Source organism: Corynebacterium sp. 5QC2CO, from assembly GCF_024580435.1.
GTDB classification, from domain to species: Bacteria; Actinomycetota; Actinomycetes; order Mycobacteriales; family Mycobacteriaceae; genus Corynebacterium; species Corynebacterium jeikeium_D.
The window spans coordinates 347,768-367,485 of record NZ_JANIKI010000001.1; the positions used below are offsets into that span (position 1 = coordinate 347,768).

The following is a 19,718-nucleotide window of genomic DNA, read 5'->3' on the forward strand; positions in this document are numbered from 1 at the left end:
GATATCAAAAGCACTGGACAGCGTCAGCCAACTAAATCGCTCCTCCAAACTCGACACCTAGGAAAGAGAAGTAATTAAATGAATCGAAAAATTGGACTAATTCTGGCCACTGCGGCACTGCCGTTCGCATTGACCTCCTGCTTTGCGCAGGGGAGCGGTAACGCGGATGCGTTGCGGGTAGCCCTACAATTCGAACCGGTCGCAGAGTTTTCGCCATACTCCGATGACGCAGTCCTGTCGACCCGCGCAGGTGCCACGGAAATGCTTGTGGCAATTGATGATGAGGGCATCGCTAAGCCCGAACTGGCAGAGAAGTGGGAAGTGAAGGATGCCCGCACCGTCGTATTTACTCTGCCGGATGGACTGACTTTCCACGATGGAACGCCAGTCGATGCACAGGCTGTTGCCAACTCACTCACGCATGCCATTGATGCGCCGACGAGGCCAAAGGGGCTTGGCAAGAACAAACTTCAGGCTACCGCGACGGGCGACCGAGAGGTTACCGTCACTTCGGATAAAGATGATCCAATTTTGGTGAAGCGTTTTTCTGACCCGGGAACTATGGTTCTCTCACCCGCAGCATATGAAGGGGACGCACCTGACCCCTTTGGGCATGGTACTGGTCCGTTTGAGCTCGAGACGAAAAACCCAGACGGTACCGTATCCGCACGTGCATTCGCCGACTACCGGAATGGTAAGCCGGAAACTGAGACTCTGACATTGTCTTTCATTGGAGATTCCACAGCTCGTACGAATGCACTGCGCGCAGATGAGCAAGATCTGGTGAAGGGGTTGCCAATCTCATCGCTGGGCGGCCTCGATGACGTGGACGTGTCTAAGGTGGACCTACCTCGTGTCAATCTCCTGCATTTTAATACCGCCAAAGGCGTGTTTGCCGACGCCGAACTGCGTAAGGAAGTAGCCGCTGCAATCGATCCGGAACCGGTGGTTAGGGACATTTTTGAAGCTCAAGCGGTGAATCCGAAGGGGTCGATTTTTAATCGTTCAGCCTCGTGGGCGGCAGCAACTCCTGAGACCACTGTGAAGCCGGGGCCGGATGGCAAGGGGAAAGAAATCCGCTTGGCTACGTGGGATTCCCGTGCGGAGCTGCCCGAAGTTGCCAATCTTGTTGCGGATCAGCTGCGCAAGATGGGATTCACGGTCGACATCACGGTAGCCGACTACAACTCTTTGGAAGCTGACATGCTTGAGGGGAACTTTGATGTCATCGTCGGCTCCCGCAATTACATGCTCGGTGCGGCTGACCCGATCAGCTTCCTACAATCAGACTTCACCTGTGAGAGCTCTTATAACCTCTCGCAGCTGTGTAACCAGACCATAGATGTCGATATTGAGAAGGCCACTGAGCTTGGCGACGATGAGGAGCGCCTGTCGGCAGCAGCTCGAATCGGCGCGGAAATTGTTGCAGATGGTGCAGTAGTTCCGCTGTCTCATGAAAAATCGCTAATCGGTGCGAAGAATGTTCGTGGTATCGCACTCGATCCGATGGAGCGCCACCTGATTACAGAGAAGACGGCTAAGTGATTCGGAAAGCTTTCGCGGTAGTTGCCTCAGTTGTGGGACTTCTCGTCCTCACGGCCCTGTTGCCGTGGTTGACAGGACGGGAACCCGCATACGCCGTTCTGCGTGCCCGTGAGCGGGAACGGGAGATAACACCGGAGCTTATTGAGGCTGTTCGCAGAGAATATGGCCTGCCGACAACGCCGTGGGAGTCGCTCCAGCAGTGGACGACAAATATTCTTCACGGTGACTTTGGTACCTCGTGGGTAACCGGACAAGATGCTTTCGCTCAGGCCGTGAACGGCTTCGGTATTACGTTCGCATTGACTGCGGCTTCCATGGCGTTGTGCGTCGTCGTTGCGCTGGCGCTCGTACTTCCACGGATTGCAGGATTGCGAGCCGGAAAATGGACACCGAGCGTGCTAGCGGTTCTCGCCGCACTGCCAAACTTTGTGGTGGCGGTTTTACTGCTGTGGTGGTTGGCTGTTGAACAGCGCATGTTTCCGGTAGGCGGTTGGGCATCACCTGCGCATATGGTGCTGCCAGTGCTGGCAATTGGCCTGCCCGCCGCGGGGCTCTATGGGCGTGTGTTGCTGATTTCAGCTGATACTGCGTTGTCAGAACCCTGGGTAGAGTCATGGCGCACCAATGGCGTTCCAAGATCAACAATTATTCGATTTGTCACTTGGCGTAGCTTGCTGCCGACACTGTCACAGTTGACGCTGTTCTTTGCGGGCACGTTATCGGCCACCGCAGCAATTGAGGTCACCTTTCATTTGCCGGGCTTTGGGCGGAACGTGGTTGCGGCTGCTACTGCGGGCGATATTCCCGTTCTGCAAGCTGCGGTGACTGTGGTGTTGGGGATTGGCATAATCTGTGGGCTCGTGGCTCGGGCAATACGGGGGCAGTATGCGCGGAAGCTGCGAGGAAGCATCGCCACTGTTGGCCGGCCTACAGGGGGTGGACGTTTCTGGAGTCTCATCCTGTCGATTATTCCTATCGTGCTAATTGCGCTGGGAATTCCCCGCAGCGCGGACATCGACTCTGCGAAACGCTTCATTTCACCGTCCTGGCAACACCCACTGGGTACCGATCAGCTTGGTCGTGACATTTGGGCGCGGCTTGCCGACGGTATCGGTGCCACTATCGGAACTGCAATCCTGGTGACCGTAGTGTGCGCACTCATCGCCCTTGTGATTGGGCATCTAGGGGCATCAGTGCAGTTCTTCGGAGATGCCATGAATGCGGTACCCGCAATATTGCTGGGACTTATTCTGGCTGGAGTCTTGGGCCGCTCGATGCTGACAGCTGCGATAGCGGTGTTTTTGGTCGGGTGGATTCCACTGGCTGCACATTGCGTCGAAGTCGCTAACGAAGCCGCTGCATCCGGGCACTACCGATTTGCGCAAACCATGGGGGCCAGCCGTTGGCACCTTTTGAAGCTGCATGTTCTTCCCATGACCATTCCAGCAGTAGCCCGCCATGCCGTGACCAGGATTGCCCATAATGCTATCGCCCTTGCAGCTCTCGGCTTCCTCGGCGTAGGCGCAGGTGTTGGCAGTCCAGATTGGGGCGTAATCCTCAACGAATCCACGCAATATCTCGAGCGGGCGCCTTGGTTAGCGTGGGGGCCGATGATTGGACTAGCCAGCCTCGGTGTTGCCGCAACCATTGCTACCGACCGATTCGTCGGCAAGCGGCAGGCTGATTAGCCCAGCTCTACCCGCCCGTGGCGGTTCTGGTCTTCTCGTGGCGCAATACCCAGCGCGGCGGCGGGGAACAGAGCCGTGACGGCAAACAGTGCGGGGAAGCCCGCAGCGGCCACAATCGCACCCGAAACCGGAGGCGTTGCAGCGTAGATAATGTTCTGGAACGTGTTCTGCGTACCCATAGCGCGTCCGGACCAGAAGGGGCCTGCGTATTCAGCAACTGCGGTGAAGGCAAGACCATTCGGGCTGACCACGGCAACGGCCAGTGCGCAGACCAGCACAGTGCCAAGTGTGCGCCAATTAGCCCAGCTGGCAATCATCATTGCGACAGCCAGGATAAAAGTCGCACCCGAGACCCAGCGGTAGGGGCGGATGCGGGACCGAACGCGGTCGGAGACCACACCCATCAGTGCTCGCGATCCAGCACCGAGCAGCTGTGAGACCATCACAACCGTGCCCGCCGTGCTATCGGCATAACCCACGGACAACAGCCACACCAGAATGTAGGCGCCCATCATCGACTGCGGCCAAGACAGCAGCGCCGAGGCGATATGGATGCGCACAAGGTATTTGCCGTCGCGGTAAGGGCTGGCCGTGACGGTGGGGTTCGAGGCATCAGGGCGCGGGGGATTCTTTACTCCAACCAGCACAAGCAACGCCAGCACAGCGCACAGAATTGCAGGCATCGCGAGTGCGACACCGATGCTGTAGTTCTGCGCGAGAGGGTGCAGGGTTACCGCTGATAGTGCAGCGCCAAGGGGCTGAGCCATTTGGCGAATGCCCATCGCAGTACCGCGTTGATGCGGCGGATACCAGCCCGACACCACGCGGCCGGATGCAGAATTCACGCTCGCCGCCGCACATCCGGCGAGGAAGAGCGCGGCCCCGAGCAGGGCCGGGCTTGACGACGAAGCCAGCGCCGCAAGTCCCGTCGTCAAGGCGGTAGAAGTAAGGCCTGCGAACAGAGCCGCGCGTTCGCCGTAGCGGTCGACAAACCAGCCCCAGGCGATGAGTGTGAAAACAATACCGGCCGCCGGCATTGCTGCGACGAGACCGGCGGCGGAGAGGCTTAAACCGTTTTTCTGCAGGGATGGGATGAGAAAAGGCACACCCATGTGAACGACGGACGAACCGACCGCCGCGAACATGGACAGAAGTAGGACAAGGTGACGGTAAGCGGGCATTACAGTCGGGAGCTCATCTCCTCGGCAGCGGAAAGAACGTTTGTGCCCCAGCATTCATAGGGCGACGGAGTCATGCGCTCCACGGGGCCGGAGACGGACAGGACTGCAATCATGCGGTGGTTGCTGTCGAAAACCGGGGCGGAGACGGAGGCGAGTGCGGGGTCGCGCTCGCCCATGGATTCGGACCAGCCGAGACGTCGGCAGTCGTCGAGGTCCTGTTCGTTGAAGTCGGCGTCGGGTAGCATGCGCTCAGCGAGATTGGCCGGGCCAAAAGCCAGCAGAACACGTGCGGCGGAGCCGGCGGTCAGCGGCATACGAGAGCCAACCGGCACGGTGTTGCGCAGCCCGGTGGCGGGCTCCATGGAGGCAATACAGGTGCGGGTGTCGCCGGTGAGACGGTAGAGCTGCACGGATTCTCCGGTGACCTCTACTAGCTTCGGGAGGATGTGCGCTGCGGCGTCGGCAAGCAGGTCGGTTGTGACAGGCGTGATCTCGGTGAGCCCGGGGCCCGTCGTCCAGCGGCCGTCCGGAGTGCGGGTGACAAGGCGATGTACTTCCAACGCCGTGGCCAGCCGATGGGCGGTCGCGCGGGGCAGGCCGGTGTCGTCACAGAGCTCGGCGAGGGTGCGTGGAGTTTCTGCAACAGACTTGAGAATGAGTACCGAACGGTCGAGAACCTTAATACCACTTAGAGCTGGCGTCTCGGATGTGCTAATCTGTCCCATGCCATGATATTAACATCTCATTCCTTGAGATAAAAGAGATATATCCGGAAGGCGGCTCACCCACTATGCGCACCACGGACACCAGCCCGAAGACTCTGGCCGAGAAAGTCTGGCGTGACCACGTAGTCAAGCAAGGCGACAACGGCGAACCAGATCTGATTTATATCGATCTGCACCTCGTCCACGAGGTTACCTCGCCGCAGGCTTTTGATGGCCTCCGTCTGGCAGGGCGCAAGGTACGCCGCCCGGATTTGACCATCGCAACCGAGGACCACAACGTTCCGACCACTGTCGCCGGCGGCAAAATCAATCTGATTGAGGAACCGACCTCACGTACCCAGATTGCCACACTGCGCAAGAACGCCGAGGAGTTCGGTATCCGCCTGCATCCGATGGGCGACCGCGAGCAGGGTATCGTGCACGTCGTCGGCCCACAGCTGGGCCTGACTCAGCCGGGCACCACCGTTGTCTGTGGTGACTCACATACCGCAACCCATGGTGCTTTCGGCGCCATGGCCTTCGGTATCGGTACCTCTGAGGTTGAGCACGTTCTGGCTACCCAGACCCTGCCGCTGAAGCCTTTCAAGACCATGGCGGTCAATGTCACCGGCGAACTGCAGGATGGTGTTACCGCCAAGGACCTGATTCTGGCGATTATCGCCAAGATTGGCACCGGCGGCGGTCAGGGCCACGTTATTGAGTACCGTGGCGAGGCCATCGAGAAGCTGTCGATGGAAGCTCGCATGACCATCTGCAACATGTCCATCGAAGCCGGTGCCCGCGCCGGCATGATTGCTCCGGACGAGACCACCTTCGAATACCTGAAGGGGCGCCCGCACGCGCCGCAGGGCGAGCAGTGGGACGAGGCTGTCGCATACTGGAAGTCCCTGGTTACTGACGAGGACGCGAAGTTCGACAAGGTCGTCGAAATCGACGGTTCCGCGCTGACCCCATTCGTTACCTGGGGTACCAACCCGGGCCAGGGCGTGCCGCTGGGTGAGACCGTGCCGGACCCGGAGTTCATCGCTGAGGACTCCGACCGCATCGCCGCCGAACGTGCACTGGAGTACATGGATCTGAAGCCGGGCACCCCGATGCGCGACGTTAAGGTCGACGTTGTCTTCGTCGGTTCCTGCACCAACGGCCGCATCGAGGACATGCGCGCCGTCGCCGACGTGCTGAAGGACCGCAAGGTTGCCGACGGCGTCCAGATGCTCATCGTGCCGGGCTCCGCAAAGGTTCGTGCGCAGGCTGAAGAAGAGGGACTGGGCAAGATCTTTGAAGAGGCAGGCGCCGAATGGCGTATGCCGGGCTGCTCCATGTGCCTGGGCATGAACCCGGATCAGCTGACCCCGGGCCAGCGTTGCGCTTCGACCTCCAACCGCAACTTCGAGGGCCGTCAGGGCAAGGGTGGTCGTACCCACCTGGTCAGCCCGGCTGTCGCCGCAGCCACTGCCGTCGCCGGTCACTTCGCAGCACCGGCTGATCTCTAACCGCCGATCTTTGTACAACAGACCCAAGCAGAACTTCTAAGGACCTTTCACCATGGAAAAGTTTGATACTCACACCGGCGTCGGCGTTCCCCTGCAGCGATCCAACGTCGACACGGACCAGATCATCCCGGCTGTCTACCTAAAGCGCGTCACCCGCACCGGATTTGAAGATGGCCTGTTCAGCAACTGGCGCAACAACGAATCCGACTTCGTGCTTAACCGTCCGGAATACGCAAAGGGCTCCGTCCTCGTAGCAGGGCCGGACTTCGGTACCGGTTCTTCCCGCGAGCACGCCGTGTGGGCACTGATGGACTACGGCTTCCGCGTCGTCATCTCCTCCCGCTTCGCCGATATCTTCCGTGGCAATGCCGGCAAGGCGGGGCTGCTCGCCGCACAGATGCAGCAGTCCGATGTCGAGCTGCTGTGGAAGCTGCTGGAAGCTAACCCGGGCATGGAGCTCACCGTCAACCTGGAGACCCGCACCGTCGAGGCAGGTGAGCAGGTCTTCCCGTTCGAGGTCGACGACTACACCCGCTGGCGTCTGATGGAAGGGCTTGACGACGTCTCCCTGACCCTGCGCAACGAAGCGGACATTGTGGCCTACGAGAAGAGTCGTCCGGCCCACAAGCCGAAGACGCTGTAGGCCAAAAGCCTCACAAACTACTTCACCGGCAGCGCAGAGGCGTAGTAATCAGCCGTGGTCATCACACCGTCGTTGAAGCCGAGCACCCATGCCGAGCCCTTCTTGCACAGGATTTCCTCGTCGAAGGGCAGGGTGCCCTCAGCGGACCAGGCGGCAAGCAGGTCCGGGATAGTGATGCCCTGAGAGCAGATCACGCTGACTCCGCCGAGCGCGACAATGTCCTCAAAGGCCTTTTTGGACTCGACCTGGTTGGCAATCCAGTGCTCGTCGCCAAGCCGTTCGTCGACTGTGACCTGCATGCCCAGCTCCGCGGCGAGTGGCGCGACGGTGTCCTGGCAACGCACGGGCTCGGCGGAGTAGACGCGCTCGGGGCGGAAGCCTTCCAGGGCAGAGACGAGAAGTTCCGCTTGACGACGTCCCTTCTTATCCAGTGGCCGCAGTGCATCATTGCCGTTCCAGTTGGTGCGACGGTGCGCACGCCCATGGCGAACCAGAATGAGACGAGTGTCCGGTTCCTTGTTCATGCGCTTGCGGGCCTTGACTAGCACGTCGCGGTCCAGGTCGTAGGACAGCAGCTCCTCGGCTTCGTCCCAGGAGACCCAACGAAGCTCGTTGACCTCGGAGTTCTGCTCGAACTCGCCGTCTAGTACCTCAGCGGTCCAGTACCAGACCAGCTTCGTGCGTCCGGCGACAGGGTAGGAGACATTGCCGACGAGCTTGCCCAACCGGACGCGGTAGCCGGTCTCTTCCCAGATTTCGCGGACAGCGGTGGCAATGAGGTTCTCCCCGGCGTCGAGCTTGCCTTTCGGCAGCGACCAGTCGTCGTAGGAAGGGCGGTGAATCACGCAGATTTCAGGGTTGTGGACATCGCCTCGCCACAGAACCGCGCCGGCCGCAAAGGTCGGCTTGGTGACATCCTGACCTGGCTTCGTCGGAATCTGGCGCAGGCGACCGGTCACGGAGGTATCGCCCTTGAGGTCCTTGTCCTCTTCGTGCATCATCGTGAATTCCCTTTCAATCCTTTGTCGCCGACCTAGTTTAGTATCGCAGTGTGAGAACGTCTCGCTAGACTTGTTGGAGATTAGAGACTAACGGAGGAAGGTCGCGGCGATGGTGCAGGTTTCAGTGATGGGTGCGGGCTCGTGGGGCACGACGCTCGCCAAGGTTTTTGCTGATGCGGGCAATCCTGTACGGCTGTGGTCGCGACGTGCGGAGCAGGCACAGCGTATTCAGATCAGCCGCGAAAACCACGACTACCTGCCTGGTCTGGGGTTGCCGCGAAACATCGAGGCCACCTCGGATGCAGAGGCCGCGCTGAAGGACGCGGACGTGGTGGTGCTGGGCGTGCCCTCGCAGACCCTGCGTGACAATCTCAAGGTCTGGAAGGACTTCATCGGGCCGGAGACGATTCTGCTCAGCCTGGCCAAGGGTGTGGAGCGCGAGACACATCTGCGCATGAGTGAGGTCATTGCGGAGGTCACAGACCTGCCAGCAGAGCGTATTGCGGTGCTGTCTGGCCCGAACCTCGCCCGCGAAGTTGCGATGGAGCAGCCAGCGGCAACGGTCATTGCTTGCGCCGATGAGAACAACGCCAAGATGATTCAGGCGGCAGTTGCCACTAATTACTTCCGCCCGTACACCAACACCGATGTGATCGGCTGCGAAATCGGCGGTGCCTGCAAGAACGTCATTGCGTTGGCCTGCGGTATGGCCGCTGGTCAGGGATTGGGCGAGAACACGCTGGCAACAATCATCACCCGTGGGCTGGCGGAAATCACTCGTCTGGGTAATGCCGTCGGCGCGGAAGAGAAGACCTTCGCGGGGCTGGCGGGCCTCGGTGACTTGGTAGCTACCTGTTCCTCGCCGCTGTCGCGCAACCGCACCTTCGGTGATCGTCTCGGCCGTGGTGACACGATGGAGCAGGCGCAGCACGCTACGCGCGGTCAGGTGGCCGAGGGCGTGATTTCTTCGATTTCGGTCCGTGACCTAGCTCGACGCAATGGCGTGGAAATGCCAATTACTGAGGCCGTTTACGCTGTCTGTCACGAAGGCGCGAAGGTTGATGAGACAATTCGCAAGCTGATGGGGCGTAGCCGCAAGTCGGAGTAACCACTTAAACGAGGTCGGGGCTAAACTTAGTCACCATGACTTCGTCGAATAGCTCGTCTGCAGATCGCATTTCCGTCGCCGTCATCTACGGTGGCGCAAGCCCTGAGCACAGCGTCTCCTGTGTCTCGGCCGGCGCAATTATGGATCACCTGGATGAGGACCGCTTCCGAGTGGTTCCCATTGGTATTACCAAGGATGGTGTTTGGGCCGTCGGCACGCGTGAAACGGATACGCTGCGCACGCAGGGGCGTACGATGCCTGAGGTCATCCCGGGCGAGGAGGTTGCGTTGAGCACGTCGCCGTCACGCCGCGGTGAATTCCGCTTCGTCACCGGTGATCGCGCCGGCGAGGTTTTCGACACCGTCGACGTTATCTTCCCGGTACTCCACGGTCCGCACGGCGAGGACGGCACAATCCAGGGGCTCTTTGAGCTTTCCGGCATTGCTTATGTCGGCCCGGGCGTGCTCGCTTCCGCGGCGGGTATGGATAAGGAACGCACGAAGAATCTCATGCAGGCAGCGGGGCTTCCTATCGGCAAGCAAGTTGTTTTGCACGTCGGCGAGTCGCTTTCCGACGAGGACAAGGAGACCCTTGGCCTGCCGGTGTTCGTGAAACCTGCCCGTGGTGGATCGTCGATTGGTATCTCCCGCGTCGATGATTGGGCGAATCTGGATGCAGCGGTGGAGTTGGCCCGCGAGCATGACTGGAAGGTCATTGTGGAGGCCGGTGTAGACGGTGCCGAGGTGGAGATTGGTGTGCTGCAGCGCGCTGACGGCAGCCTGCAGGTCTCTGTCCCGTCCCTGCTGCGTGGCACAGAGGACTCCGACGAGGGCTTTTACGGTTTTGAAACCAAGTACTTGGATGACGTCGTCTCGGCGCAGATTCCGGCTGAGTTACCAGCGGATGTTTTGAAGGCGCTGGACACGGATGCTCGTCGGGCGTTCCGGGCACTGGGCTCTGATGGGCTGACTCGTGTGGACTTCTTTGTCACGGATAATGGCCCGATTATCAATGAGGTCAACACCATGCCGGGCTTTACCCCGATTTCGATGTACCCGCAGATGTTTGCGGCCTCAGGTGTAGCCTACGAGGAGCTGCTCAGCGCCCTGATTGAGCGGGCGCTGGTAGCTCGTCGATAGCAGCTGGTTCTTACTTTTCTTCGCTCGGCGAGATGTTCTCCAGGTTGTCCGCGATGACCGAGGAGAGCACCGGCATCAGTGAGCTGGCCTCCGACATCGGCATTTCAACGGCGACGAAGCGCTCCCGGCCCATGGCGTACCAGGTGGCGGAGGTACCGGAGGAAAGCGTTGGTTCGTTGAACCAGACAATGTCGCCAACCTGCGTCAGCTGCTGCGTGGTGGTGCTGTAGCCAGCCGGCTCGTCGACACCACAGCGCAGCACCACTGGATCGGCTGGGGTGCCGCCCCAAATGACCATGTCCTTCGGCATGTCAGCCGGCATTTCCTCAGCGCTCAGACGGTGACGGTTGCCAAGCTCGCGGGGGAGGGCAGCCTCCAAGCCGCTGCAGCGCTTATCAGCTTCCGGAGCTGCCAGTTCTACCAGTGGGACGCCGCCGCGCTCCGGCTTGTTCTTGTACTCGGAGTCCGGGCGCAGCGCCTCGGCGAGGTCACTCAAGGCATCCTCCGCCTCTGCATTTCCTTCGGCGGTAATCGCAACAACCGGTTCGCGCCCGACGGTGAACCAAGTCGCCAAAGACTCGTCGGTGCTGTCGACAACACGCAGCCACGAAATGCCCTTGACCTCTTCGGTCTTAGCCAGTTCGTTGTACTGGCTAGGTACGTTCGCGCCACAGCGCAGCGTGATGCGGTCTTGTTCCAAGTTTCGGTACACAGCGGCACCTTCTGGAGCTGGCTCTGCAATGTCGGCGCGAACCAGACCTGCGGCGCGATCTGGCAGTCGGTCGAGCAGTTCCGCACACTCGGGCGAGTCATTAGCGGGAAGCTCCGGATTGGAAATCGCGACTGGCTTTGTCGCCTGATTATCCTGGTAAATCTTTGCGGCAAAAATGATGCCGAGGATAGAGATAATGGCGATAGCGAGTGCGATGCCCGCGCGTGTCCGGCTACCCTTGGACTGAACTGTTTCTCCCGATGGGGGTGCGTCTACCATGGGCCTGATTCTACGTTGTCCGGTACCAACTCCAATTGGTTGGGGGCAATACCGAGACGGGTTCCGCTATTAACGGTTAACCATCGACTATTAGGAATGTGACTCGACACTGTGACTGAATTGACCATTGGCGATATTGGCGAGTTTGGGGTCATTGAGGCCATCCGGGCTATCGCCCCGTCGGCACGCAATGGCGACGATGCCGCCGTCTTGACGCAGACAACCCCCAACGCCCGTTTTGTCACTTCCACCGACATGTTGGTGGAAGGGCGCCATTTCCGCCTGGACTGGTCGACACCTCAGCAAGTTGGAGCTAAGGCCGCAGTACAGAATTTCGCCGATATCGAATCGATGGGTGCGCGTCCAACGGCCATGCTTTTCGCCATCTCAGCACCGTTGCATACTCCGGTGAGTGTGGTCACCGGTATCGCCGAGGGGTTGTGGCAGGAAGGCAAGCAATGTCCGGCGGAGCTCGTCGGTGGTGACATGGTCAGCGGAGATTCTCTGGTGATTTCCATCAGTGCGATGGGCGAACTCGGTGGGCTTGGGCGGCCGCTGCTGCGCTCAGCAGCACGCGCGGGGGATACGGTGATTGCGTCGGGGCGCATCGGCTACTCTGCTGCGGGCCTTGCGCTGCTTCAGCACTGCGGAAGCCCGGCAAAGGTTCCAAGCGAGTTTGCGCAGCTGGTGGCAGCACACTGTACGCCCGAATTTGAATACCGCAGGGGTGCCACGGCGCGAGCCACAGGCGTGCGTTCACTGACGGACAATTCCGATGGACTGGTGGTGGATCTCCGCGCTATTGCGCAGGCCTCCAGGGTTACTTTGGAAGTTGACAGCAGTGCCATTGCGCCCGATGAGTTGCAGATTGCCGCTGGCGAATACCTGGGCATCGACCCGTGGGAGTGGGTGCTCACCGGCGGGGAGGACCACACACTGATCGGTTCGACACCGGGGGAGCCTCCGACGGGGTTCCGCGCTATCGGCACGGTGTCGAAGGAAAAGTTCGATTCGGTGCTTATCGACGGCAAACCTCCTGCCCGCGATGCCGGTTGGGTTTCCTTTTAAGAGTTCGACGAGGTTTTGAGAAGAAAGGCTGCATGACATGGATCCGTTGCCGGTCGAAGAAGGGTGGCAGAAGGCGCTGGAGCCAGTGGCCGATGACATCCACCGGATGGGGCAGTTCCTGCGCGAGGAGAACGCGGCCGGCTACGGTTACCTGCCCGCGGGCACCGATGTGCTGCGCGCCTTTACTTATCCATTCGATGAGGTCAAGGTGCTCATTATCGGTCAGGACCCGTACCCGACCCCGGGGCATGCGATGGGGCTTAGCTTCTCGGTCCAGCCGGATGTGAAGCCGGTACCGCGGTCGTTGGCGAATATTTTTAAGGAGTACTCCTCCGACCTGGGGCTCCCGGCTCCCTCCAACGGTGACCTCACTCCGTGGAGTAGGCAGGGCGTGGCCCTGTTCAACCGTGTACTGACCGTGCGCCCGGGTGCTGCTGCCTCGCACCGCGGTAAGGGCTGGGAGGCAATCACGGAGCATGCCATCAAAGCATTGGTCGCCCGTGATCAGCCTCTCGTGGCCATTCTGTGGGGACGCGACGCGCAGAGTTTGCAGCGTTGGCTCCCCGGCGTGGACTGCATCTGTTCGCCGCACCCGTCACCGCTGTCGGCATCCCGTGGGTTCTTCGGGTCGCGTCCGTTCAGCCGGGCCAATGAGTCGCTGATTCGTCAGGGAGCTACCCCTATCGACTGGACGCTAGAATAGGAATTCATGTCTTTGCAGATTGGTTCTGCCGCCATTGTCGGCTGGGTTGCCCGGGGGATTGACGCGCTTCAATCCCGCCGCGACGAGATTAACAGTCTCAATGTCTTCCCAGTACCGGATTCCGATACCGGGTCGAATATGCTCGCGACGTTGAGTTCGGCCTATGAGGAAGCGCAAAAGGCTGACGCTTCCGATGTTCGCGCAGTCACCGCGGCCCTAGCTGCCGGTGCAGTGCGCGGCGCCCGCGGTAATTCGGGCACTGTGCTCTCGCAGGTTTTTCGCGCGGTGGCTGAGGCTGCCTCCGGTAGTGGCATTGGCGTTGAGTCGGTACAACACTCGCTAAAGCTAGCTGTGCAACATGTTTCCCAAGCGATTGCCAATCCGGTGGAGGGCACGATTCTGACAGTCCTGCGGCACGCCGCGATTGCCGCGGAGGAATTTGAGGGCGACTCGATTGAGGAGCTCGCCGACACGATCGCGGATGCCGCTCGCGATGCGCTGGCGAAAACCCCCAGCCAGCTCCCGGCACTGCAGCAGGCGGGCGTGGTCGACGCCGGCGGCGCAGGGTTGGTCATTCTGCTCGACGCGCTTGCCGACGAAGTCAGCGGCCGCGCAGCCGCACCGGTCGATTTGCATGTCGACGCGCCACACGTAGCCACCGTTGAGATGGAGGTCATGTACCTAATTTCCTTGGCGGATACCCAGGCGGTGGAAGCGCTGCGAGAGCGATTGAACCCGCTGGGCAATTCGCTCATCATCGCAGGTGATGCTGGTAATGCGGAGACCGCGCAGTACATGGTGCATATCCACACAGTGGAGCCGGGCGCAGTTATTGAGGCGGCACTCGACTTCGGTCGTCCGGAACGCATCCGTATCGAGGTGCTCGATGAGCCGGAGACAACACCTGAGTCCACTCGCATCCTCATTGCGGTAGTGCCGGACGGTCCGCTGAATGATCTCATCACCTCCTCGGGAGCGGTTGCTATCAGCCCGACCCCCGCTCCGACTCCCACATCCACTCCCACAAATCGCGCAGCCATCGCCGACCAGGAGTTCGCTGACAATGTGGTCACCAAGGCGCTGACTGCCATGAGGGGTGCGGATGAGGTAATCCTGCTGCCAAATGGTCTGGTCAGCGACCAGGAATTGGCGGATATCGAATTCGCTGCTGCCGCGGCTAATCCGACGCTCGCGGTAGTGTCCACAGACTCCATTCCGGCTGGCCTTGCTGCCTTGGCCGTGCATTCGGCTGAGCTGCCGCTGGCGGTTGCTGCGTATGCGATGGGAGAGGCTGCCAATGGCACGCGAACGGCTGTAGTCGCTGCGGACGTCGATAAGCCCCTGACTGACGCGCTCACAGAGACCATCTCAGACCTGTTGGCTGGCGGCGGGGAACTAGTGACTCTGCTGCTCGGGCGCGGAGCTGGGGGCGTTGACATAGCGCAAGTGCGGGCGCGGCTGGACAAGCCTGTGGAGGTCGTAGCCTACGATGCAACCGGCATCGATGAGCTGTTGCAGGTAGGAATCGAGTAGCACGATGCTCGGATGGCTCGGCTCGGATTATGCGCGCACGCCCCTGAATATCGTGGTGGGGCCAAAGATTGCAAAGAAGCTGCATACGGCTTTTGGTATGGAGACCGTCTCGGATGCACTGACGAATTTCCCGAAGCGCTACGTGGCGCAGGGTAAGAGCTTAGATGTGTCATTTTCCGACATTGGCGACACCATCACCACAGTCGTGGAGGTGCACAGCATTTCGCCAGCGCCCGCCTTCGCCGACCGACGCAAGCCACTGAAAATCTATGTCAGCGACGGCGTGCGCATTCTTCCGGCCGCGATTTTCGGTGCCGAATGGCTGCGCAATATGCTGCACCCCGGTGTGCGTCTGCCCATTGTTGGCACGCTCAGTGAGTTCCGCAATGAGCTACAGCTGAAAAATGTTGATTGCATGGTGCTTAAAGCCGATGGTTCGGTAGGCGCAGCCACTGGCAAGCTGGCCACACTGACGAAGACAGCCAAGGGGATTGCGGAGATGCAGCGGCTGCTCACGCGCCCCTATCTGCCCATTTACCGTGGCCGTAAAGGAGTAGCGGGTATTCACCTGGCTCTGTACATGCAGCGCATCCTCGAATGGTTACCGCTGCAGCCAGACCCATTGCCCGCCACGCCGGAGGGACTTATCGATTTCGACTCCGCACTGCGTGGCGCACACTTTCCCTCCATCGCGGGCCCCGACATCGCGCTTGCCCGACTGAAGCACGACGAAGCGCTTGAGCTCCAGCTCGCCGTTGGTGCACGCAAGCGTACTCAAGCGAGTCTCACCGCGCCGGCCTGTATGGAAGTCGCCGGGGGACTTCGCGACGAGCTACGCCGGGGGTTGCCGTTTTCGCTTACCGACGGTCAGGTCGCGGTCGCAGCCGATATTGCGCAGGATTTAGCGAGGCCTAACCCAATGAACCGCCTGCTGGCAGGTGAAGTTGGCTCGGGTAAAACCGTGGTGGCCCTGCTGGGAATGCTGCAAGCAGTCGATGCTAGCAGGCAGTGCGCGATGCTGGCGCCGACGGAAGTCCTGGCCCAACAGCACTACCGATCGCTGACAGCGATGCTGGAGCAAGCCGGAGTAGCAGTGACTGTACGACTGTTGACGGGTTCGATGTCGACGAAGGAGCGCCGGGCAACCCTGTTGGAGGCAGTCAACGGGGAGGCTGACATCGTCGTCGGCACGCATGCCCTGCTCAGCGAGGGCGTGGAGTTCTTCGATCTCGGTCTGGTGGTCGTCGATGAGCAGCACCGCTTTGGTGTGCGCCAGCGCGATCAGTTGCGCAGCAGGGGACGGGGTGGAATGACACCGCATCTGTTGGTGATGTCGGCAACCCCGATTCCGCGCACGGTAGCGATGACCATTTTTGGCGACCTCGCAGTTTCGCAGTTGACGGAATTGCCACGGGGACGTCAGGAGATCCAATCTTTTGTCGTACCGACGCTGGAAAAGCCGCGCTGGGAGGCACGAACCTGGGAGCGGATTGGGGAAGAAGTGGCCAAGGGCAACCGCGCCTTCATTGTCTGTCCCCGCATTACCCGCGACGAGGAACAGTTCCTCGACGAGTCCGTGGAGGCGGTGTTCGACCGAGCGAGGAAGAAACTTCCCGGTGTACGTATCAGTCAGTTGCACGGCAATATGGCACCGGAGGACAAAGACCGCGTGATGCAGGCCTTTGCCACAGGACAGCTGGATGTGCTGGTGTCCACCACAGTTGTCGAAGTCGGCGTGGATGTACCAGAGGCCACGATCATGATGATTCGCCGCGCCGAGAGCTACGGTATTTCGCAGATTCACCAGCTGCGCGGTCGTGTCGGCCGTGGTGACCGTGGTGGCCTGTGCTTCCTGTGTACACACACGCATTCGCAGACACCGGAGCGCACCCGGCTGGACCGCATTGCCGCCACCACCGACGGCATTCAACTGGCGGAGTTGGACCTGGCCACGCGTAGTTTCGGCGATCTGCTCGGCGATGACCAATCGGGACTGGCAACAGGCCTCGGCCTGGTGGACCTCACCACCGACGGCGAGATCATCGAGCGCACCCGACATGATGCCACGGCTCTCCTCGACAGTGATGAAAGGCTTGTGGGGGAGCTCATATCCGATATCGATGAAGAGCAGTCGAACTACTTGGACCGCTCCTAGTAAGACCAAAGTAGACTGTTGGGCATGGTAGATGTCTGTGCACCTTTTGCAGGAGTAGTCCGCTGGGAGGTCGCCGAGAAAGACTCGGTGACGACCGGTCAGGTTATTGCGGTCGTGGAGGCCGTCAAGCTAGAAGCGCCGGTTTTAGCGCCCTGCCCGGGCACGGTCGCGGAGGTGGCGGCAGATCAATTTGTGGATGTCGAAGGCGGTCAGCTGCTGGCAAGAATCACGCCAGTAACTCACAGCGCCACGGCACAGCACAACGGCAACGAGAACACATCGCACGAAGGGAAGTAGATGACCCGCATTATTGCAGGTGAGGCACGCGGTCGTAGGCTAGTCGCGCCTAAGGGAGAGACCACTCGGCCAACTAGTGACCGCGCGAAGGAAGCCATCTTTTCTTCCTGGTCCACACGCTTTGGGCTAGAGGGAACTCGCGTTCTCGACCTGTTTGCTGGCTCGGGTGCGCTCGGTTTGGAAGCGGCTTCTCGCGGCGCGCGTTCCGTCGTGTTGGTGGAAAACGATCCGAACGCCATTGCCGCTATTGAAAAGAACATTCGCACCGTGGGGCATCCCGATGTGGCCGTGTCTCCGATGAAAGTATCGTCGTACCTTGCGGGCGCGCCGGGCGAGCCTTTTGACCGCGTCATCGCGGATCCGCCCTATGAGCTGGCGGGGGAGGCCGTTACAGAGATGCTGGAGGCGCTGCGTAGCTTCCTCGCGCCGGGCGCGGTCGTGACTGTGGAGCGTCACCGCGATGATGAGGAAACGCAGTGGCCCGAGGGTTACGAGCAGCTCCAGCAGAAGCTGAAGCGTCGCATTCACGGTCTGGCGCGCTTCGACACCGCTATCTACAACGCTTAACGTTTTCCGCTTTACGACGGCCAAAGGTGGTTTGACCTCTATGACTCACGCATGCTGCCCCGGTTCCTACGACCCCATGACCTCTGGTCACCTCGATGTGATTGAGCGTGCCGCGCGCCAATTCGATCAGGTGACCGTGCTGGTTACCCACAACCCGAATAAGCAGGGCATGTTCAACGTCGAAGAGCGCATGGACCTCATTCGGCAGTGCACGCAGCACTTGGACAATGTGCAGGTGGACTCCTGGTCGAAGCTGTTAGTTGACTACACTTCCGCGCAGGGTATTACCTGCCTGGTCAAGGGGCTGCGCTCGGCGGCGGACTACGAGTACGAGGCGCCTATGGCGCAGATGAATCGGCGCATGACGGGCATTGAGACTCTCTTTGTGGAGGCTGATCCGAAGTACGGTCATGTGTCGTCGACACTGATGAAGGAAGTTGTTCGCTACGGCGGTTCGGTGGAAGGGCTAGTTCCTGAGCCTGTCTTGCACGCCCTGCAGCGCCGACTGAAGTAGCATGTAAGTCATGTTTCGCGTCTTCGAATCTCTTGATGAACTGGTCCAGATCCTAGAAGAGGCACACGGCGTGCCACTGTCGGCCAATTGTATGGTTCCGCGTCAGCGTGTTCTCGAGTTGCTCGACGAGCTGAGGGATGCTTTCCCGGCTGAGCTCGATGACGCGCAGGACGTCTTGGACCAGCGGGATGAGATTATCAACGATGCTGAAGCCCGGGCGAACAACACCATTTCGACTGCGGATGAAGAAGCCCATCGCATTGTCGACGAGGCCGAGGCCCGCGCTAACCACACCGTCGAGGATGCCAATGCCCACGCAGCTGGCACCGTCGCGGCCGCTGAGGACGACGCCCGTCGTCTCCGCGAGGATGCTCAGCACGAGTACGACAGCATTGTGGATCGTGCGTCTGCCGAGTCCGATCGCCTGATTCACGCTGGTAACGAATCCTACGAGCGTTCCGTTGCGGAAGGCCGCGAGGAGCAGGCTCGCCTGGTCGCTGAGTCGACGGTCGTCCGCGAGGCCAACGACGAGGCGAATCGTCTGCTCTCAGACGCGCACGCGGATTCCTCTCGCCTCCGTGAAGAGTGTGACCGCTACGTTGATTCCAAGCTCGCCGAGTTTGAACAGACTCTCCAGGAGACCCTGCGCAATGTCGGTCGCAATCGCTCTGTACTGCGTTCGGGGGCCGGTGCCGTCGGCGGTGGCGCAGGGGCTCAGAACGCGCCGTCTTCGTTCTCTGAGGGGGCGGAACGCCGCCGGTACGAGCGTTAGTGCATCTTCGGGGTAGACTGAGGTCTATCATGACTGACTCATCCCCATTTGTTCTGGACGTTTCGACATGTCTGCAGGGCGGCATGCCCGAGCAGTTCCGCAAGGTAGGCGATAGCCCTGTCCGCGTTGGTGTCGAGATGATTGGCATCGCCGCTGGCGAGGAGGTTGTCGTTGACGGCATTGTCACGAACCTCGGCAGCGGTGTCATGGTTGACGCGACTGTGACTGCCAAGGCCACCGGCGAGTGCGTGCGCTGCCTAGCCCCGCTGAATCCGGAGCTCAGCTTCCACATTTCGGCTGTCTTTTCCAACAACGAGGACTTCATCACCGGCGACGATGCCGAGGAAGAAGACCTCGAGGACGAAGTTGGCCAGATCGTCGACAATACGGTGGATATCACTCAAGCCGTCATCGATGAGGCGGGCTTGAACCTGCCCTTCAATCCGACCTGTCTGGATTTCGATTCCAGCTGTGCTGAGTCGGACTCGGAAGTGCCGGAACCAGACGGCATCTCGGGTGAAGAGGAGCGTATTGATCCGCGTTGGGCTGGCCTGGCGGAAAAGTTTGGCTCGCTCGGGGACGATAAGTAATCGAC

Annotated in this window: 19 protein-coding genes; 15 read left to right on the plus strand and 4 right to left on the minus strand. The window is 60.4% G+C overall.

Translation table 11 applies throughout. The features are described from left to right. Nucleotides 1-78: 78 nt before the first annotated feature. On the plus strand, nucleotides 79-1,545 hold the full coding sequence (locus NQ014_RS01615) for an ABC transporter substrate-binding protein (RefSeq protein WP_257073255.1): 1,467 nt from the start codon (nucleotides 79-81) through the stop codon (nucleotides 1,543-1,545). After that, a complete protein-coding gene (locus NQ014_RS01620; RefSeq protein WP_257073256.1) occupies nucleotides 1,542-3,233 on the plus strand; it encodes an ABC transporter permease subunit in 1,692 nt (563 codons plus the stop codon). The genes NQ014_RS01615 and NQ014_RS01620 overlap by 4 nt, the downstream gene beginning before the upstream one ends. Here NQ014_RS01620 and NQ014_RS01625 read toward each other — a convergent pair. Continuing rightward, nucleotides 3,230-4,414, minus strand: a complete 1,185-nt coding sequence (locus NQ014_RS01625) for an MFS transporter (RefSeq protein ID WP_257073257.1) — start codon at nucleotides 4,412-4,414, stop codon at nucleotides 3,230-3,232. The two genes, NQ014_RS01620 and NQ014_RS01625, sit on opposite strands and share 4 nt — an antisense overlap. After that, a complete protein-coding gene (locus tag NQ014_RS01630; RefSeq protein ID WP_257073258.1) occupies nucleotides 4,414-5,139 on the minus strand; it encodes an IclR family transcriptional regulator in 726 nt (241 codons plus the stop codon). Before NQ014_RS01630 ends, NQ014_RS01625 begins: the two co-directional genes overlap by 1 nt. 65 nt (nucleotides 5,140-5,204) lie before the next feature. On the opposite strand from NQ014_RS01630, the gene leuC reads away from it, so the two are divergent. Both leuC and leuD read left to right on the plus strand, forming a co-directional pair. After that, complete coding sequence (gene leuC / locus NQ014_RS01635) at nucleotides 5,205-6,632, plus strand: 3-isopropylmalate dehydratase large subunit (protein ID WP_069358793.1); 1,428 nt, start codon at nucleotides 5,205-5,207, stop codon at nucleotides 6,630-6,632. A 52-nt stretch (nucleotides 6,633-6,684) separates the two neighbouring features. Then, nucleotides 6,685-7,275: a 3-isopropylmalate dehydratase small subunit gene (leuD, locus tag NQ014_RS01640; protein WP_069358792.1), complete on the plus strand. Its 591-nt coding sequence runs from the start codon at nucleotides 6,685-6,687 to the stop codon at nucleotides 7,273-7,275. A 17-nt stretch (nucleotides 7,276-7,292) separates the two neighbouring features. On the opposite strand, the gene NQ014_RS01645 is transcribed toward leuD, so the two are convergent. Continuing rightward, nucleotides 7,293-8,273, minus strand: a complete 981-nt coding sequence (locus tag NQ014_RS01645; RefSeq protein ID WP_187269737.1) for an NUDIX hydrolase — start codon at nucleotides 8,271-8,273, stop codon at nucleotides 7,293-7,295. A gap of 112 nt (nucleotides 8,274-8,385) precedes the next feature. On the opposite strand from NQ014_RS01645, the gene NQ014_RS01650 reads away from it, so the two are divergent. Both NQ014_RS01650 and NQ014_RS01655 read left to right on the plus strand, forming a co-directional pair. Further along, nucleotides 8,386-9,384, plus strand: coding sequence for an NAD(P)H-dependent glycerol-3-phosphate dehydrogenase (locus NQ014_RS01650; protein ID WP_257073261.1), 999 nt, complete (start codon nucleotides 8,386-8,388; stop codon nucleotides 9,382-9,384). 35 nt (nucleotides 9,385-9,419) lie between these two features. Then, the gene (locus NQ014_RS01655; RefSeq protein WP_257073263.1) at nucleotides 9,420-10,523 is read left to right on the plus strand and encodes a D-alanine--D-alanine ligase family protein; all 1,104 of its coding nucleotides are present in this window, start codon (nucleotides 9,420-9,422) and stop codon (nucleotides 10,521-10,523) included. 10 nt (nucleotides 10,524-10,533) lie between these two features. Here the strand turns inward: NQ014_RS01655 and NQ014_RS01660 are convergent, their stop codons facing one another. Continuing rightward, nucleotides 10,534-11,514 (minus strand): DUF3515 domain-containing protein, encoded by a 981-nt coding sequence (locus tag NQ014_RS01660; protein WP_069358786.1) that lies wholly within the window; start codon nucleotides 11,512-11,514, stop codon nucleotides 10,534-10,536. A 111-nt stretch (nucleotides 11,515-11,625) separates the two neighbouring features. Here NQ014_RS01660 and NQ014_RS01665 point away from each other — a divergent pair, with 111 nt between their 5' ends. From NQ014_RS01665 to NQ014_RS01705, 9 genes are read left to right on the plus strand one after another with little or no spacing between them, the layout of a single operon-like run. Further along, the gene (locus tag NQ014_RS01665; protein WP_049171566.1) at nucleotides 11,626-12,582 is read left to right on the plus strand and encodes a thiamine-phosphate kinase; all 957 of its coding nucleotides are present in this window, start codon (nucleotides 11,626-11,628) and stop codon (nucleotides 12,580-12,582) included. 37 nt (nucleotides 12,583-12,619) lie between these two features. Further along, complete coding sequence (locus NQ014_RS01670; RefSeq protein WP_070866690.1) at nucleotides 12,620-13,285, plus strand: uracil-DNA glycosylase; 666 nt, start codon at nucleotides 12,620-12,622, stop codon at nucleotides 13,283-13,285. Nucleotides 13,286-13,291: 6 nt separating this feature from the next. Beyond that, the gene (locus NQ014_RS01675) at nucleotides 13,292-14,818 is read left to right on the plus strand and encodes a DAK2 domain-containing protein (protein WP_257073264.1); all 1,527 of its coding nucleotides are present in this window, start codon (nucleotides 13,292-13,294) and stop codon (nucleotides 14,816-14,818) included. A 4-nt stretch (nucleotides 14,819-14,822) separates the two neighbouring features. Beyond that, the gene (locus tag NQ014_RS01680; protein WP_257073266.1) at nucleotides 14,823-16,973 is read left to right on the plus strand and encodes an ATP-dependent DNA helicase RecG; all 2,151 of its coding nucleotides are present in this window, start codon (nucleotides 14,823-14,825) and stop codon (nucleotides 16,971-16,973) included. Between the two features lie 24 nt (nucleotides 16,974-16,997). After that, a complete protein-coding gene (locus tag NQ014_RS01685) occupies nucleotides 16,998-17,270 on the plus strand; it encodes an acetyl-CoA carboxylase biotin carboxyl carrier protein subunit (RefSeq protein WP_257073268.1) in 273 nt (90 codons plus the stop codon). Next, the gene (gene rsmD / locus NQ014_RS01690; RefSeq protein WP_048735471.1) at nucleotides 17,271-17,837 is read left to right on the plus strand and encodes a 16S rRNA (guanine(966)-N(2))-methyltransferase RsmD; all 567 of its coding nucleotides are present in this window, start codon (nucleotides 17,271-17,273) and stop codon (nucleotides 17,835-17,837) included. It abuts the gene before it with no gap. A 40-nt stretch (nucleotides 17,838-17,877) separates the two neighbouring features. After that, nucleotides 17,878-18,351, plus strand: coding sequence for a pantetheine-phosphate adenylyltransferase (gene coaD / locus NQ014_RS01695; protein ID WP_016422540.1), 474 nt, complete (start codon nucleotides 17,878-17,880; stop codon nucleotides 18,349-18,351). Between the two features lie 10 nt (nucleotides 18,352-18,361). After that, nucleotides 18,362-19,123 carry a DivIVA domain-containing protein gene (locus NQ014_RS01700; RefSeq protein ID WP_257073271.1) on the plus strand — a complete coding sequence of 254 codons (762 nt, stop codon included), beginning with the start codon at nucleotides 18,362-18,364 and terminating at the stop codon, nucleotides 19,121-19,123. A gap of 29 nt (nucleotides 19,124-19,152) precedes the next feature. After that, nucleotides 19,153-19,713: a DUF177 domain-containing protein gene (locus tag NQ014_RS01705; RefSeq protein WP_070595147.1), complete on the plus strand. Its 561-nt coding sequence runs from the start codon at nucleotides 19,153-19,155 to the stop codon at nucleotides 19,711-19,713. The last annotated feature ends 5 nt before the right edge of the window (nucleotides 19,714-19,718 follow it).